At 66.1% G+C, this 16,141-nt stretch carries 14 protein-coding genes; 5 read left to right on the top strand and 9 right to left on the bottom strand.

The window, feature by feature from the left end:
- Nucleotides 1-306: 306 nt before the first annotated feature.
- On the bottom strand, nt 307-3,306 hold the full coding sequence (gene putA / locus ACXJMY_RS28015; protein WP_456622582.1) for a bifunctional proline dehydrogenase/L-glutamate gamma-semialdehyde dehydrogenase PutA: 3,000 nt from the start codon (nt 3,304-3,306) through the stop codon (nt 307-309).
- 114 nt (nt 3,307-3,420) lie between these two features.
- Here putA and ACXJMY_RS28010 point away from each other — a divergent pair, with 114 nt between their 5' ends.
- Nucleotides 3,421-3,882 (top strand): Lrp/AsnC ligand binding domain-containing protein, encoded by a 462-nt coding sequence (locus ACXJMY_RS28010; protein WP_456622581.1) that lies wholly within the window; start codon nt 3,421-3,423, stop codon nt 3,880-3,882.
- 167 nt (nt 3,883-4,049) lie between these two features.
- Here the strand turns inward: ACXJMY_RS28010 and ACXJMY_RS28005 are convergent, their stop codons facing one another.
- From ACXJMY_RS28005 to ACXJMY_RS27990, 4 genes are all read right to left on the bottom strand, one after another.
- Entirely contained in the window at nt 4,050-4,250 is a 201-nt protein-coding gene (locus ACXJMY_RS28005; protein WP_008134691.1) for a cold-shock protein, read from the bottom strand.
- Between the two features lie 208 nt (nt 4,251-4,458).
- Entirely contained in the window at nt 4,459-4,767 is a 309-nt protein-coding gene (sorB, locus tag ACXJMY_RS28000; RefSeq protein ID WP_456622580.1) for a SorB family sulfite dehydrogenase c-type cytochrome subunit, read from the bottom strand.
- Between the two features lie 12 nt (nt 4,768-4,779).
- Nucleotides 4,780-5,979, bottom strand: coding sequence for a SorA family sulfite dehydrogenase catalytic subunit (gene sorA, locus ACXJMY_RS27995; RefSeq protein WP_456622579.1), 1,200 nt, complete (start codon nt 5,977-5,979; stop codon nt 4,780-4,782).
- Between the two features lie 332 nt (nt 5,980-6,311).
- Nucleotides 6,312-8,048 carry an adenylate/guanylate cyclase domain-containing protein gene (locus tag ACXJMY_RS27990; protein WP_456622578.1) on the bottom strand — a complete coding sequence of 579 codons (1,737 nt, stop codon included), beginning with the start codon at nt 8,046-8,048 and terminating at the stop codon, nt 6,312-6,314.
- 326 nt (nt 8,049-8,374) lie between these two features.
- Here ACXJMY_RS27990 and ACXJMY_RS27985 point away from each other — a divergent pair, with 326 nt between their 5' ends.
- Nucleotides 8,375-9,892: a glycosyltransferase family 39 protein gene (locus ACXJMY_RS27985; RefSeq protein WP_456622633.1), complete on the top strand. Its 1,518-nt coding sequence runs from the start codon at nt 8,375-8,377 to the stop codon at nt 9,890-9,892.
- Nucleotides 9,893-10,006: 114 nt separating this feature from the next.
- Here ACXJMY_RS27985 and ACXJMY_RS27980 read toward each other — a convergent pair whose 3' ends face one another.
- On the bottom strand, nt 10,007-11,035 hold the full coding sequence (locus tag ACXJMY_RS27980) for a YcjF family protein (RefSeq protein ID WP_456622577.1): 1,029 nt from the start codon (nt 11,033-11,035) through the stop codon (nt 10,007-10,009).
- Nucleotides 11,032-12,501 (bottom strand): YcjX family protein, encoded by a 1,470-nt coding sequence (locus ACXJMY_RS27975; protein WP_456622576.1) that lies wholly within the window; start codon nt 12,499-12,501, stop codon nt 11,032-11,034. Before ACXJMY_RS27975 ends, ACXJMY_RS27980 begins: the two co-directional genes overlap by 4 nt.
- A gap of 191 nt (nt 12,502-12,692) precedes the next feature.
- On the opposite strand from ACXJMY_RS27975, the gene trhA reads away from it, so the two are divergent.
- Nucleotides 12,693-13,388 carry a PAQR family membrane homeostasis protein TrhA gene (trhA, locus tag ACXJMY_RS27970; RefSeq protein WP_456622575.1) on the top strand — a complete coding sequence of 232 codons (696 nt, stop codon included), beginning with the start codon at nt 12,693-12,695 and terminating at the stop codon, nt 13,386-13,388.
- Between the two features lie 51 nt (nt 13,389-13,439).
- A complete protein-coding gene (locus tag ACXJMY_RS27965) occupies nt 13,440-14,234 on the top strand; it encodes an SDR family oxidoreductase (protein ID WP_456622574.1) in 795 nt (264 codons plus the stop codon).
- Nucleotides 14,235-14,415: 181 nt separating this feature from the next.
- Here ACXJMY_RS27965 and ACXJMY_RS27960 read toward each other — a convergent pair whose 3' ends face one another.
- Nucleotides 14,416-14,874 (bottom strand): MarR family winged helix-turn-helix transcriptional regulator, encoded by a 459-nt coding sequence (locus ACXJMY_RS27960; protein WP_456622573.1) that lies wholly within the window; start codon nt 14,872-14,874, stop codon nt 14,416-14,418.
- 77 nt (nt 14,875-14,951) lie between these two features.
- Between ACXJMY_RS27960 and ACXJMY_RS27955 the strand changes: the two genes are divergently transcribed.
- Nucleotides 14,952-15,728 carry a glucose 1-dehydrogenase gene (locus ACXJMY_RS27955; protein ID WP_456622572.1) on the top strand — a complete coding sequence of 259 codons (777 nt, stop codon included), beginning with the start codon at nt 14,952-14,954 and terminating at the stop codon, nt 15,726-15,728.
- 177 nt (nt 15,729-15,905) lie between these two features.
- Here ACXJMY_RS27955 and ACXJMY_RS27950 read toward each other — a convergent pair.
- On the bottom strand, nt 15,906-16,141 hold a 236-nt coding region (locus ACXJMY_RS27950), incomplete at its 5' end, for a transposase (RefSeq protein ID WP_456622571.1).

Below are 16,141 nucleotides of genomic sequence, written 5' to 3'. Positions count from 1 at the left end.
CGCGCTGGAATTGGCGCGGCCACATCATGGGAGCATTAGACCGATGTTTTGGCGCGATGCAACGCCATCGGGCGCAGGGCATCGCTGCGGCGATCAGCGCGCGTCCGCCACGGATCCTGAATTTATCCCCGTCACCCTGAGGTGGCCGCCTCTTCAGCGGCCCTCGAAGGGCGACGGCCCGGCTGCATCCCGGCCGTTCATCCTTCGAGGCTCCCGGCGCGATGCTTGGCATCGCGCCACTCGCACCTCAGGATGACGGAACTGCAATTGCGCGTGTTGTGAGAGGGTACGAATCCGGAAGCAGCCTCACTCCTCCCCCGCCAGCAACGCAGCATTGCCGCCGGCTGCCGCCGTGTTGATGGTCACGGTCTGCTCGGTGGCAAAGCGCGCGAGGTAGTGCGGGCCGCCGGCCTTGGGCCCGGTTCCGGACAGGCCGTTGCCGCCGAACGGCTGCACGCCGACCACGGCGCCGATCATGTTGCGGTTGACGTAGATGTTGCCGACCTGGACGCGGTCGATGATCGCCTCGACCGTGTCGTCGATGCGAGAATGGACGCCGAGCGTCAGCCCGTAGCCGGTGCGCGCGATCGCCTGCAGGACGCGCCCGAGCTGCTCGGCCGGATAGCGTACGACGTGCAGAACCGGGCCGAACACTTCCTCGGTGAGCTGGCCGGCATCCCTGAGCTCGAAGATGTGCGGCGCGACGAAGCAGCCCTCCGGCGCCGAGCCTGCAAAGTGCAGCCGCGCTTCTCGCTTCATCCGCGCGATATGCGCATCCAGCCGCTGCTTGGCCTCCTGGTCGATCACCGGTCCGACATGGCTTGCAATTTCGGCGGGGTCGCCGATCCTGAGTTCACGCGCCGCGCCCGCGATCATTTCGATCATGCGGTCGGCAACATCCTCCTGCACGAACAGCAGCCGCAGCGCCGAGCAGCGCTGACCGGCGGAGCGAAACGCCGAGGTCACGACGTCGTCCGCGACCTGTTCGGGCAGCGCGGTGGCATCCGCGATCATGGCATTGATGCCGCCGGTCTCCGCGATCAGCGGCACGATCGGGCCGTCCTTGGCGGCGAGCGTCCGGTTGATGGCGCGCGCCACCTCGGTCGAACCGGTGAAGACGACGCCGGCGATGTCGGGATGCGCCGTCAGCATGGCGCCGATGCGGCCGTCGCCGGTGACGAGATGCAGCGCGCTCTTGGGGATGCCGGCCTCGTGCAGCAGGGCTACGGCCTCGCGCGCGATGCGCGGGGTCTGCTCGGCCGGTTTTGCCACCACGCTGTTGCCGGCCATCAGCGCCGCCGTGACCTGGCCGAGGAAGATCGCCAGCGGGAAATTCCAGGGCGAGATCGCCACGAAGACGCCGCGGCCGCGCATGGCAAGCGTGTTGCTCTCGCCGGTCGGACCCGGCATCGCCGTCTCGCTGCCGAACAGTTTTCGGCCCTGCGCTGCATAGTAGCGGCAGAAGTCGGCGGCCTCGCGCAGTTCCGACAGCGCATCGTCGAGCGTCTTGCCGCCCTCGCGCTGCAACAGCGCGATGAAATGGGCGCTGCGGCTCTCCAGCAGATGCGCGGCCTGCTCCAGCGCCGCGGCGCGCGTGGCCGCGGGCGTCCGGCTCCAGGCCGCAAAGTCCGCGCGTGCCGCTTCTATCGCTGCGTTGGCCTGATCCGGCGTTGCGTCGGGCGGCGGTCCGAGATCGGGCGTCTCACGCTTGACATCGGCCAGCAGGCGGTCGAGCGCGGCACGCTCACCGAACTCGACGCCGCGTGAATTGCGCCGCTCCGGGGCGAAGAGGTCGCCCGGCAGCGGAATTTTGGCGTGGTGCGCATGATCCGGCCGGACGATGAGATCGGCCGGGCGCTTCAGCAGCGCCAGGACCGGCACGCGATAATCGGCCGCCTGCGCCACGAAGGACGAATTGGCGCCGTTCTCCAGCAGCCGCCGCACCAGATAGGCGAGCAGGTCACGATGGCTGCCGACCGGAGCATAGGTGCGATAGGCGATATCAGGGTGATCCTTGGCGAGCTGTTCGTAGAGCGCTTCGCCCATGCCGTGCAGGCGCTGGAATTCGAAGCCGCCGCTGGTCCCGGCCAGCTCCAGCACGGTCGCGACCGTCAGCGCGTTATGGGTGGCGAATTGCGGGAAGATGCGCGGCCGAAGACCCAAGAGCTTCTGCGCGCAGGCGACGTAGTTCAGATCCGTCATCGCCTTGCGCGTGAACACGGGATAGCCGTCGAGCCCGCGCTCCTGCGCGCGCTTGATCTCGGTGTCCCAATAGGCGCCCTTGACCAGCCGCACCATCAGGTTGCGATCATGCGCGTGCGCAAGCTGGTGGATGTAGTCGATCACCGCGCTGGCGCGCTTCTGGTAGGCCTGGATCGCGAGCCCGAACCCGTCCCAGCCCTTGAGCGAGGCATCGGCGAGCGTTGCCGCGATCACGTCGAGCGACAGCTCCAGCCGGTCGGCTTCCTCGGCATCGACCGTGAAGTTGAGGTCATGGGCCTTGGCGCGCCGGGCCAGATCGAGCAGTTGTGGCACCAGCTCGCGCATCACGCGCGCGTGGCTGATCGCCTCGAAGCGGGGATGCAGGGCCGACAGCTTGACGGAGATGCCGGGCCGGTCGGGCAGGGGATGGTTGCCGGCCGCCTTGCCGATGGTCTCGATCGCACTGGCATAGGCGTCGAAATAGCGCTTTGCGTCCGCAGCCGTCCGCGCGCCTTCGCCGAGCATGTCGAAGGAGTAGCGCGGCTTCTGGCCGGAGCGCGGCCGGCCCCGCTCCAGCGCCTGTTCGATGGTCTCCCCTAACACGAAATGATTGCCCATCAGCCGCATCGCCTGGCGGGTGGCCGTGCGCACCGCCGGCGCGCCCAGGCGCTTCACCAGCCGGCCGATGGTGCCGTCGGGCGTCTCGCCGGGCTGGATCACCCGCGCCGACAGGCCGAGCGCCCAGGCCGAGGCGTTGACCAGGAAGGCGGTGGACTTGGTCTCGTGATGGATGAAGTCGCCCTCGCCGAGCTTGTCCTCGATGAACTGGTCGGCGGTGCGCGCGTCCGGCACGCGCAGCAGCGCCTCCGCCAGCACCATCAGCGCCAGCCCTTCCTTGGTGGAGAGCGCGAACTCCCGCAGCATGTCCTCGACGCCGCCGAGCCGGTCGTCGCGCTTGCGGATCGTCTCGATCAGCCGCGTCGCGGTGCGATCGATCCGCGCCTCCTGCGGCGGGCTGAGATGCGACGCTGGCAAGAGCCGCGCGGCGATCTCGGCATCGTCAGGCGCGTAGGGGGCGTTGAAGGAAGGCGGAATGTTCGACATGGCGTGTCCTGTGGCTCAACTCCACGATAATTCCCGCTGCGCCGTAGTTCGATAGACAAATTAGCGATATTGCCTTAGAAAATGAAGACAGATGATATTTTTCCCGTGGAAACAATGGAATTGGACCGAATCGACCGCAAAATCCTCTCGATCCTCCAGGAGGATGGGCGAATCGCCAATGTCGAGCTCGCCGAGCGCATCGGGCTGTCGCCGACCTCGATCGGCGAACGGCTGAAGCGCTTGCAGCGCGAGGGCTTTGTCGAGGGCTATGGCGCCAGGCTCAATCCGCATCGGCTTGGCCTCGGACTTCTGGTGTTCGTCGAGGTGATGCTCGACAAGACCACGCCCGATAATTTCGAGCGGTTTGCGCGCGCGGTGAAACTCGCGCCTGAAGTGCTGGAGTGTCACATGGTTGCCGGCGGCTTCGACTATCTTGTGAAGGCGCGGCTGGCCGACATGACCGCATACCGGCGGTTCCTCGGCGAGACCTTGCTGTCGATGCCGGGCGTGCGCGAGACGCGCACCTACGCGGTGATGGAGGAGATCAAGCGCGACGCACCGTTGCCGGTGGGCTGAGAAGTGCCGTCGCGATTGTCATTGCCATGGCGTTGACGAAGCGGTCTTTGCGGCAAACAGCCATCCGTGTGCAATCGCAACGCCTGTCGTCGAATGCACGGACCGTCTTATGAAATTTTCTTGGCCCAACTCCCGGCAGATCCGGGAGGCGGCAAAGGCCGGCGGGCTTATACTTTGAGGTTCTCTGCGGATGTCTTGCCCCGGTTTGCGATCTCTTCATATTCCACCGTCTGTCCTTCGTTGAGGGACGACAGACCGGCTTTCTGCACTGCCGAGATATGCACGAACACATCCTTGCCACCCGACGCAGGCTGGATAAATCCATAACCCTTCGTCGGGTTGAACCACTTGACCGTACCTTTAGCCATCACGTCTTCTCCGCGGGTCTTCCTCCAAGATCTCGAACCGCCAGTCCCCGCCAACCGGCCGGTTCGGTCCTAACAGGATACGCGGAATGTGGCGGGCTTCATAGATCAAACCACATCGGCATTCCGCCGAAAATCGCTCAACTTCGCGGCGTTTTTACCGGTTTTGCCCGTTTCGCGGTCAATCGGCTCGAACGCGCACCGCGACCTGTCAATAAGTCGCGGCCAGATAATCGACGATCTTGCCGACATCGGCATCGTCGATCGGCGCGCCGTAGACCTTGATCATCTTGGTCACCTCGGCCTGCCAGAACTCCTTCTTGTTCTTCATCGGCGGCTGCGTGTTGATGTAGTCGGCCGAGTGGCAGGCGCTGCAATTGCCCTGCACGACCTCGAGATTGGGGCCTGGCTTGAACGCGGCGACCTCGTCGGGCGTCTTGTAGTTGACCGGCGCCGCAAGTGCCGAACCCACCATGGCGGCGACGGCGAGTGAGATGGCGAGGAGAACGGTGCGCTGCATGATCATTCTCCCTCAGGCCACCGTCACGCGGACGGTTTCGACGACGTTGCGCAAATAACCCGCCGGGTTCCAGCGTGGCTGGTCCGGCTGCGTCTCGCCGGAATTGCTGGTGGCGCGGACCTTGAGCTCGTAGGGGCCGGCTGCAAGCTTCACCGGCAGCTTCCATTCGCGGAAGGAGTATTTGCCAAGATCCTTGCCGAGCTTGGCGCTGGCCCAGGTCTTGCCGCCGTCGGTGGAGACCGCGACCTCCTTGATGCCCTTGCCGCCGTCGAAGGCGATGCCGCGCAGCGTCGTGCCGCCCGCCTTCAGCTTCGCGCCGTCAGCGACGCTGGTGATGAAGGAGCGGATGGTGAAGCGGTTGATCGGGATCGTCGCCTTCGGCGCAGTGCCTGGCTCGATCGCATTGTTCGGCGTGTCCGGAATCCGATAGGCCGACTTCATCCAGAAGCCGTCGAAGACATTGTCGATGACGGTGATCTCGTTGAGGTGCTTGACCCAGTAGGTGCCGTAATAGCCGGGCACGATCAGGCGGAGCGGGAAGCCGTTGAGGAACGGCAGGTCCTCGCCGTTCATGCCATAGGCCAGCATCACCTCGCCATCGCTGGCGTGATCGAGGTCGAGCGCCTTGACGAAATCGGGCGTCTTGTCGCTGACCGGGCCGTCCATGCCGTTGAAGGTGACCTGCCTGGCGCCGCTCTGCACGCCCGCCAGCTCCAGCACGCTCTTCAGCGGCACGCCGCGCCAGCGCGCATTGCCCATCGCGCCGTTGGCGAGTTGGCCGCCGGCAACGCGCGGCTCGAAGAAGCCGCGGCTGTTGCCGGAGCACTGGTTGACGGCGACGATCTCCGTCGCCTTCATCTTCCGGATGTCCTTGAGCGACAGCTTGAGCGGCTTGTCGACCTTGCCCTTGACCTCGAGCGTGAACTTGTCGGGGTCGAGATTGTAGGGCAGGTCGGAGAGATGATAGCGCACGAAGAACGCGTTGTTCGGCGTGATCGGGCCGTCATTGAACACCGCAAACGGCGTCTCGAGCTGCGGCGGCCGGCTGGTCAGGCCGATCATCGGCCGCTTCTGCGGATATTTCACCAGCGGCCGTTCGCCATTGACGAATGGCAGGGTGACGGTGTCCGCGGCCAGCGCTTTGGTCGAGTTCAGTGTGGCCGCAAGTGCGGCAAGTCCCGCTCCTTTGAGCAGGTCGCGTCTGTCAAACATGGTCTCCTCCCGGAGCTTTTCGTTGGGTCGCGGTCATCACCACAAACCCGCGCCCATCTGTCGCGTCGAAAGCCGCGAAGTCAATTCGTGCTTTCGCAGCAGGCCCATGCCGCTGCGATGCAACAACGCGGTGTTACGCTGCGACGAGGTGGAGTCGAGTTGTGACCGCTGCGCCGATGCGCTCCCTCTCCCCGCCGTGCGGGGAGAGGGTTGGGGTGAGGGGGAGTCTCCGCGGGGACGGTGACAGTTGAGTTTGCGGAGGCTCCCCCTCACCCGGAATTCAGGCTGCGCTTGAATTCCGGCCTCTCCCGCCCGCGGGGAGAGGCGAAGAATCAGGCCGCGACGCGCTCGCTGCCCGCGACCAGCGCCGACACCTGCCTGGCATCGGCGACGACACGCACGACCATCGGCTCGTCACGGCCGCGGATTGCGACCTCCTGCTGCGGCAGGGCATCGTCGGCGAGGCCGGCGGTGCGGCGGACCTCTTCGGAGACGATCGCCTCGCAGGCAAGCGTCTTGGTCATGTCCTGGAGGCGGGCGGCGACGTTGACGGCGTCGCCCAGCGCAGTGAAGACGATGTGATCGCGATAGCCGATGTCGCCGATGATGACCTCGCCGCCGTGGACGCCGATGCCGAAGCGGATCGGCTGGCGCAAATCGTGGCTCAGGAGCTCGTTCAGCTCGTCGACATGGGTGGCGATGCCGGCCACGGCCCTCAGCGCTTGCCGGCAAGCCGTCTGTGGGTCGCTGGTGAGCCCGAACAGCGCCAGCATGCCGTCGCCGACGAACTGGTTGGGCTGGCCGCCATTCTCGATCACGGCTTGCGACACCGCGCCGAGGAAACGGTTGACGATGAAGACGGTGTCGAACGGCAGCCGTTTCTCGGCGAGCTGGGTCGAGCCGCGCATGTCCACGAACAGGCTGACGAGATAGCGCTCCTGGCCGATCCGCGCCGGGCTCGAGGCCTGTGCGTTGGCCGACAGCGTATGCGGCATGAAGAGCTGGAAGAAGGAAAGGTCGGAGTCCGGCCGCAGCTGGCAGGCGAGCCTGATCGAGGGATCGGTGGTGCCGACGCGTGAGAGCACGAACGCCTCGCGCTGCGAGGGCTCGGGAAGGGCGGCATGGTCGCCGATGACGCGGATGCGGCAGGTCGAGCAGCGGGCGCGGCCGCCGCAGACGCTGGCATGCGGCAGATTGTGTCGCAGGCTTGCTTCCAGCACGGAGAGGCCTTTTGGCACGCGCACCGTCTTGCCGTTGCCGTAGGACAGCGCGATCATGCCGCCGCGCCGCTCGCGATAGGCCCGCACGCCGCGCGCGAGCAGCACCAGCCCGAGAAGGCCGACATAGCCCACCGTGAGGCCGCCGGTGATACGGTCGAGCGTGTTGGCCTCCGCGACCGAACCGACCTGGCGCCGGGTGAGATTGTGGGTGCGCCACTCCCCGTCGTCGGCCTCGGCCGCAACGTTGCGTCCGCCCTGATAGATGCCGAGCAGCGCCAGGGTCGGGATCAGCACGGCCGCCGCGAGCAGATAAGGGGCGGCGCGCGTGAAGAACGGCTTCAGGCGGAGCCAGAAATAGATGCCGATGCAGCCGTGCACCCAGGCAATGATGAGCAGGATCGTCATCAGCCAGAGCCGGACGGGCGAGGCGACGAAGAACAGATAGAGCTCCTGCGGATAGAGCTTCTCGTGCCCGTACAGCGTCTGCCCGAGCCGCACGCCGATGACATGCGCCATGATGAGGGCGGGGATGCTCAGCCCCAGCACGAGCTGGAGCGGCTCGATCGTCTTCCACCGGAACTGCCGGCGCTGATACAGCGCGTAGACGCCGAGCCCCATATGCGTGAGCGCGGCGCCATAGAACACGAGCGTGACCGGCAGGAACTGCCAGAACGCCATGTGGTAATAAATCCCGACCTCCATGGCGTCGACCGAAACGTTGCCGAGCGCGTGGTTGAGGAAATGGCTGACCACATAGGCGAACAGGATGACGCCACAGACCAGCCGCACCTGCCGCGCGCTGGTGCCGCGGATAAGTTCGGACATTCGTGAAAGAGCGGTGGCGGCCATGATTCGATCGTATCAGTTCATGAAGGAGAACAGCCAGCGTAGCGTTTAATTCCGGCGATGGGCAGCTGGCCGGATCACATGCGCGGCAATGGTTACGAAATCGTAGGGTGGGCAAAGGCGCCCCTTGGCGCCGTGCCCACCATCCCGCATCGCATCCTTTGATGGTGGGCACGCTCCGCTTTGCCCACCCTACGGTCTCCCCAACATTGACTCCCCCTCCCAGGTTGGCGAAAAGCGCGGCCGTGACGACAGTTCCCGACATCACCGTACCCGCTCACGGCGCCGCGCGCCGGCTGCTCGCCGTGGCCGCGCTGATCATTGCCGCGATGACGGTGCTGCGCATCGTCTATGCCTCCGCGATCGAGCTGCGCACCGACGAGGCCTATTACTGGACCTGGTCGAACGAGAGCGCGCTGAGCTTCCTCGACCATCCCCCGATGATCGCCTGGTTCATCCGTTTTGGTACCGCGATCTTCGGCGACACCCCGCTCGGCGTTCGCTTCGGCGGCATCGTCGCGATGCTGGTCACGCAGCTGCTGCTCGCCGACATCGTCCGGCGCGTCACCCATGACACGCGCGCGGTCGTGCTTGCGGTGCTGATGCCGGAGGCTGCGCTCTATTACGGCCTGTTGATGGCCAAGGTGGCGCCCGACGTCGCCATGATCCCGTTTGCGGTCGCGATGATCTGGTCGCTGGTGCGGCTCGCGCAAGGTGGCGACGGTCGCTGGTGGCTCGCGGCCGGACTGTTCGCCGGGCTGGCGATGTTGTCGAAATTCACCGCGGTCATGTTCGCGCCTGCCGTGGCCGCCTTTCTGCTGGTGCCGGATTGGCGCGGGCGCTGGCTGCGCAGCCCCTATCCCTGGCTCGCGATTGTGGTCGCCATCGCCGTGTGCTCGCCGGTCCTGATCTGGAACGCGCAGCACGACTGGGCCTCGTTCCGTTTCCAGGGCGTGCGCGCCACCACGAATTACGGCATCTCTCTGCGCACCATCGGCGACTATATCGGCCTGCAATTCGGCCTCGTCGGCTTCGTCATGCTGCCGGTGGTGCTGTCCGGGCTGGTGATGACGGCGTGGCGCGGCTATCGCACGCGCGAGCCGGTCGCGATCCTGCTGTCGACCGCGGTGCTGGTGCCGTTCCTGTATTTCTTCGCGAAATCTCTGACGCTCAGGGTCGGCGACACCTGGCCGATGTTCATGTGGCCGGTCGGCTTTGCCGCGGCGGCGATCAACCTCGCCGTGCTGTCGCGCGAAAACTGGTCGGCGCGGATGATCCGGTCGTGCGTGTTCTGGGCCAACACCGCGGTCGTCTCGGGGCTCGCCTTTGTCGTCATCGTGTTCCTCTATTACGTCGCCGCGCCCTGGAATTTTCTCGGCAAGATCGATCCAATCGGCGCCGAGGCCGGCTACGAGCAGGTCGAGGCGCGCGCGCAGGCAGCGCTCGATGAGACCGGCGCGACCTGGATCGCGACCACGGATTACCGCACCTACGCCATGATGCGCTGGCTGTTCAGGGGCCGCGTGCCGGTGATCGAGATCAACGAGCGCGGCCGCTTCCAGGATTTTCGCGATCCCGGCATCGACAGGATCAAGGGGCACGCCGGCATCTATGTCGGCCGCGAGCCCGACAATCGTTCGCCGCTGTGGGAGAATATTCCGGCGAAGCGCGAGCAGCTCGGCCAGGTCGAGCGCCGCTGGCGCGGCGTTCTGACGGATACCTATGTAATTGAGAAGCTCACCGGTTGGACGCCAGAACTCTCACCGCCGAAAGATTCGCCGTTGTTCCAGTGGCGCGTGCTGGCCTTCTTCTCCCTCTCTCCGCGTGCGGGGAGAGGGTTGGGGTGAGGGGGAGTCTCCGCGAGGACAGTGATAGATGGACTCGCGGAGAGTCCCCCTCACCCGGAATCCGCGCTTTGCGCGCATTCCGGCCTCTCCCCGCAAGCGGGGAGAGGCGAAGCGCTACTCCTCATCCTCCTTCTTCCGCAGCAGATCCGTCGCGAGATCGGACAGTTTTGGCCGCGGCAGGGCCGCGAACGGCAGCGGGCGGGTGACGTCGATTGCGGCGAGGCCAAGCCGCGCCGTGAGCAATCCGTTGAGCATGCCTTCGCCGAGGCGCTGCGACAGCTTCGCCGCGATGCCGTGGCCGAGCATCTGCTGCACCAGGCTGTCGCTCGCGGCCATGCCGCCGGTGATGGCGAGATGGGCGATGACGTGGCGGAGCAGGCGGATCATGCCGAGCGCGCCGGGGCGGCCGCCATAGAGCCGGGCGAGCTGGCGGATCAGGCGGAGCGAGGCCACGAACACGAACATCACGTCGATCAGCGCGCGCGGCGAAACAGCCGTGACGATCGACACCCGCTGTGCCGCAACCGACACCAGCCGCCGGGCCTCGGCATCCAGCGGTGACATCAGTTCGCGCTCGGCGAGCCGGACCATGTCGGCGCCGTCGATGATTTCGCCGGCATGGCTCTCCAGCGCGGCGCGGGCGCGCGCGAGCTGCGGGTTCTGGTGCGCGATCTTGAGCAGGTCCTGCACGATGGCGCGGCTCTCTTTGCGATTGTCGCTGGCGAGCACCGCGGCCGCGCGCTGATGCAGCTTTTCGATCGTCGCAAGGCGCGCCAGGCCAAATGCCTCGCGCCCGGTCACCACTGCCAGCGCGAGCGTCGTGACGAGGGCGAACGCAAGACCGACGAAGCCGAGGCTTTCGCTGCGCGCAAACAGGTCCTCGATCAGATGGACCACGCCGAGCCCGACGCCGAGCAGCGTCAGCCCGGCAACGCCGGACCAGAACAGCGCGCCCCAGGGCCAGCCGCGCCGCGCCGGAAGCGCGGTTTCGATCGGCACCGGCAGCGTCAGGGGATCCGGCTCCGGCGTGATCTGGATGGTGCCGCGGCCGGGCCGGCCGGTCTCATCGGCCTCGGTGACGACGACGCCGGGATCGTCCAGCCGGAACGTCGCCGGCCGCCGCGGCTGGGGTCGGTCGTTCATGACAGCTTGTCTCCGATCAGGAATTGCAAGGCACGGTCGAGGCGGATGTGAGGCAGCGCCGGCTCGTCCGTGCCCTCGCGTTCGAGCTTGGGCGGGCGGAAGCGCAGGAAGCGAAAGTCGCTCTTCTCGGCCGCTTCCGTCGACAGCCCGCGAAAGGCGTCGGTGCCGTTGAACAGGGCTTCCGGATCCAGCGGCAGGTCGCCCGGAAAGGTCGCGACCTCCGTGTTGCCGTCGAAGAACTCGCCACCGGCGCTTTCGCCCGCGGCGGGCGTTCCCAAAATCGACGGCAATTTGTCGCGGCCGCGCGCGACCTGCGCCTCCCGCGTGGCGCGGACGGCGGCGAGCGCGACCACGTCGATCTCGGCGCCGGTATCTTCCGCCCGCGCCACCGCGCTGGCGACCGCGCGGCGCAGCACGGCTTCCAACCGGTCGTGGCTGGAATGATGCAGATGGTCCGACTTGGTCGCCGCGAACAGGATGCGGTCGATGCGCGGCCGCAACAGGCTGGAGATGAAGCTGCTGCGGCCGATGCGGAAGCAATCGAGAATGCCGGCAAGGGCTGCTTCGAGATCGTGCAGCGCCTCGGGTCCGGAGTTGAATGCGGCCAGCGCATCCGCCAGCACGATCTGGCGATCGAGCCTAGCGAAATGATCGCGGAAGAACGGCCGCACCACGACGTCCTTATAGGCCTCGTAGCGGCGGACCATCATGGCCCACAGCGATCCCTCCGGCGCCTGGCCGTCGATCGGCACGTCGAGCGGCGCGAAGGTCAGCGCCGGCGTGTCGGCGAGATTGCCGGGCATCAGGAAACGGCCGGGCGGCAGCAGGCTCATGGCAAAGCGCTCGTCGCGGCAGGCTCGCAAATAGCCGGTGAAGTGCTTCGCGGCCGCAAGCGTCGCCTGCTCGTCCTCGCGCGCCTCCGGCTTGAGCGTTGCCAGATGCGCGTGCCACTCGGTGGCAAGATGCACGCGCGGCGCTTCGCGCGAAAGCGCGAGGCTTTCGGACGACCATTGCTCAAAGCTCTTCTGGAGCAGCGGCAGGTCGAGCAGCCATTCGCCGGGATAGTCGACGATGTCGAGCGTGAGGGTCCGGTCCGCGCCGTTGTGGCGCTGGTAGTCTATGACGAGCCGCAGCTCGCTGATGTCGACCGTCGAGTTCGGCCAGCGCCGCTCCTCGATCAGCGTGCGCAGATGGTTCTCGTAGGCGAAGCGCGGCACGGCATCGTCGGGTTGCGGCGCCAGATGCGCCCGCGCGATCCGGCCCGAGGCATAGGCCTCGAACACCGGAAACCGGCCGCCGCGCGTCAGCCCATGGATCAAGGCGGTGATGAACACGGTCTTGCCGGCCCGGGACAGGCCGGTGACGCCGAGCCGCACCGTCGGGTTGAAGAAATGCCCGCCATAGTCCATCAGCGCCCGGGCCGACAGGCGCGCCTCCTCGACCATATCCTGGAAACTGAATGCCATGTGAACGAGAGGGTCTCGGGCGAGCGGGCGGGCCAAATAGGTAAAACGGACTAGTCACAAAAGTGGCAACTGCCTGAGGAAAATCAAGCTTCATACTTCCACCGCCTTTGTCGGTAAATCAGCGGTTTGAACGACGCGCCGATGCCGAAAGACCCATAGAAAAGTGGCCCCTTCCTTGCCTCTGGATTGCCATGACCGTCTTCCAAATGAAACAGTTCGCGTCCACCTCCGTCCATGCCGCAGCCGACGCGATCGGCTGGAACTACGATCGCGCCGAGCTGATCGCCGATGGCGTCATCCATGCGATCGGCGTCCTCTCCGGCATCATCGCGGCGACCGTCCTCGTGGTGCTTGCGGTGCTCTATGCCAACGCGATCGACATCGTCGGCGTGTCGATCTACGTCGCCGGCCTGCTCTCGATGCTGGTGCTGTCGGCGACCTATAACCTCTGGCCGGTCTCGCCGGTCAAATGGCTGCTGCGGCGGTTCGATCATTCGGCAATCTACCTGCTGATCGCGGCGACCTACACGCCGTTCATCCTGGAAGTGAAGGACAGCGTGTTTGCGCTGGCGCTGCTCGTCTGCGTGTGGTGCGTGGCGATCTTCGGCATCGTGCTGAAGCTTCGCTATCCCGGCCGGTTCGACCGTGTCGCCGTCGGCATCTATCTGGCGATGGGCTGGAGCGGCATGATGCTGTACGACGCCGTGGTCAAGGCGCTTCCCGCGATGGCCCTGGGCTTCGTGGTTGCGGGCGGTGCGCTCTACTCCTTTGGCGTCATCTTCCACGCCTGGCGGCGGCTGCGCTTCCAGAATGCGATCTGGCACGGCTTTGTCTTGGCCGGCGCGGCGTGCCATTATACCGCGGTGCTCGACCTCGTGTTGAGCTGAGCAAGGCCCGCGAAGCGGTATAAGACAAAATAAGACCAGAGGAGACGTCGCATGCAGGTGACCGGCAAGGTCGTGGTCGTCACTGGCGGCGCCAACGGCATCGGCAAGGCGCTGTGCGAGGCCTTCCACAAGGCGGGCGCCGCCAAGGTCGTGGTCGCGGACATGGACGCCGCCAACGCAAGAGCCGTGGCTGCCACGGTTGATGGCGCGGCCTTCAGATGCGACGTCGCGCAGGAAAAAGAGATCGCCCACGTCATCGAGGAGACCGAGCGGCAGTTCGGACCGATCGACCTGTTCTGCTCCAATGCCGGCATCGGCGGCGGCTTCGATCCCATGTCGGTGAATGCCGGTGGTGCTTCGGATGAGCCGTGGCAGCGCAGCTGGGCGATCCACGTCATGGCCCATGTCTACGCGGCACGGCATCTTGTCCCACGCATGAAGGCGCGCGGCGGCGGCTATTTCCTCAACACGATCTCGGCCGCGGGCCTGTTGTCGCAGGTCGGCAGCCCGGCCTATTCGACGACCAAGCACGCCGCGGTCGGCTTTGCCGAAAATCTCGCGATCTCGCACAAGGCGCACAACATCCGCGTCTCGATCCTCTGCCCGCAGGGCGTCGACACCAACATGTTGCGCTCGATCCCGAAGGGCCCGCAATCCGGCGACGGCGATCTGACGCCCGAGCAAGTCGCCAGGGACGTGCTCGCCGGCCTCGAACAGGAGACGTTCCTGATCCTGCCGCACCCGCAGGTGCTCGGCTACATGCGCAAGAAGACCGAGAACTACGACCGCTGGATCGGCGGCATGGCCAAGATCCAGGCGAAGATGCGCGAGGAGTTCGGGAAGTGACCTGACGGTGTGCCGGTGGCACGCTCGCGCCAAACAATCGGTGTCGTCCCGGCGAAGGCCGGGACCCATAACCACGGGGCAAAATTTGGCGAAGACCGGCAGTTATTCGGTACTAACGACTGCGCTTCACCGATAGATCACGCGGTATGGGTCCCGGCCTTCGCCGGGACGACACCAGCGGCTACGCCGCCGATTGTGCCTCATCCTCCCGACTCTGCCGCAACGCCCGCGCATAGAGCATCATCCCCTCGCGGACCGTGCGCCGCTCAGCCGCCGTCAGCGCTGCCAGTGCGCCGCTCACCTGCTGTCGCCCGAAGGCGTGCAGCGCCTCCAGCGTGCGGCGGCCCTTCGCGGTCAATGACAGCAGCTTGCTGCGTGCGTCGGCCTCATCCGGCGTCTCCCTCAACTCGCCGCAGTCGATCAATTTGCGCACCATGCGGCTGACGCTGGATTTCTCCAGGCGCAGGAAGTCGCAAAGCTCGCCCGAGGTCATTGGACCGCGGATGCCGATCTCGAGAATGGTGTGGACCGCCGACGGCGGATAGTCCGACGCCGCCACCGTGGCATCCATGAAGCCGAGCTCGCGCACCATCAGGCGCGACGCGGCGCGAATGTCGTCGATCAGCGCAAGCTCAGCCACGGCTTGACTCTCCGCATAAAGTTGTATCATACAACTATATGCGCGCAGCGGCGCGCGCAAGCGTTTTGGAGTGGCCCATGAGCGGAACTTTGCCGGCCGGCGGACGGATGAGTGGCAAGGTCTGCCTGGTGACGGGGGGCGGCAGCGGCATCGGTCGTGCCACGGCGCTGCGGATGGCCTCCGACGGTGCGGAAGCGATCGTGGTCGCGGGCCGGCGCGAAGCCGAGATCGCGGAAACCGCGGCCGCATGCCGCGAGCTCGGTGCTGCGGCGCTCGCGGTCAAGACCGATGTCACGCGGGAGGACGAGGTTCAAAACCTGATCGCCGCGGGGCTCGCCCGTTACGGCAGGCTCGACGTCGCCTTCAACAATGCCGGCTTCCAGGAACGGCGCGCGCCGCTGGAAGAGCAGGGCACCGACATCTACGACAGCGTGTTCGATACCAATGTCCGCGCGCTGTTCCTGTGCCTGCGCCATCAACTGCCGGCGATGCTGGCGCAAGGCCGCGGCAGCATCGTCGTCAACGCCTCCGTCAGCGGCGTCCGCAATCCCAACCCCGGCTTTTCACTCTACTCCGCCTCGAAGGCCGCCGCGATATCGCTGACGCGCTCGGCCGCGATGGAAAACGCCCCGCGCGGCATCCGCATCAACGCCATCGCCCCCGGCCGCGTCGTCACCGACATGATGCTGCGCGCCGGCGTCGGTGACGTGGCGACGGTGAGCGCAGGCCTGCCGCTGCGGCGGATGGGCAATCCGGAGGAGGTGGCGGAAGCGGTGGTGTGGCTATCGTCCGACGCCGCGTCCTATGTCGTCGGCCACGTGCTGGCGGCGGACGGTGGATTTTTGGCGTCGTAGATTTGGTTGGCGGGGTTCGCCAAAAATTCGGTGTCGTCCCGGCGAAGGCCGGGACCCATAACCCCAGGGAGAAGTTTGGCGAAGATTGGTTGTTCGGGATTGGCACCGCGCACAATCGATAGATCACGCGGTATGGGTCCCGGCCCCCCGTGCGCAATTGCGCACTAGGGTCCGGACTCAATTGATCCACCAAGTGATTGCAGCGGCCAGAAGGATTGCGGACAGGAAGATGTCTGCGCGCTTGTCGTATCGGGTTGCGATGCGGCGGAAGTCCTTGAGACGGCAGAACATCCGCTCGATAACGTTGCGACCTTTGTAAGCGGTTTTGTCGTAGCGATGCGGATGCTTGCGGGTCGGATTTGGCGGGATCACGGCCTTGATACGGCGTGCGGCCAGTTCGTCGCGCAAGCTCC

It is taken from the genome of Bradyrhizobium sp. P5_C12 (genome assembly GCF_054049735.1).
The sequence above is the reverse complement of the archived record's forward strand: the minus strand, read 5'-3'. Positions and strand labels throughout refer to the sequence as shown.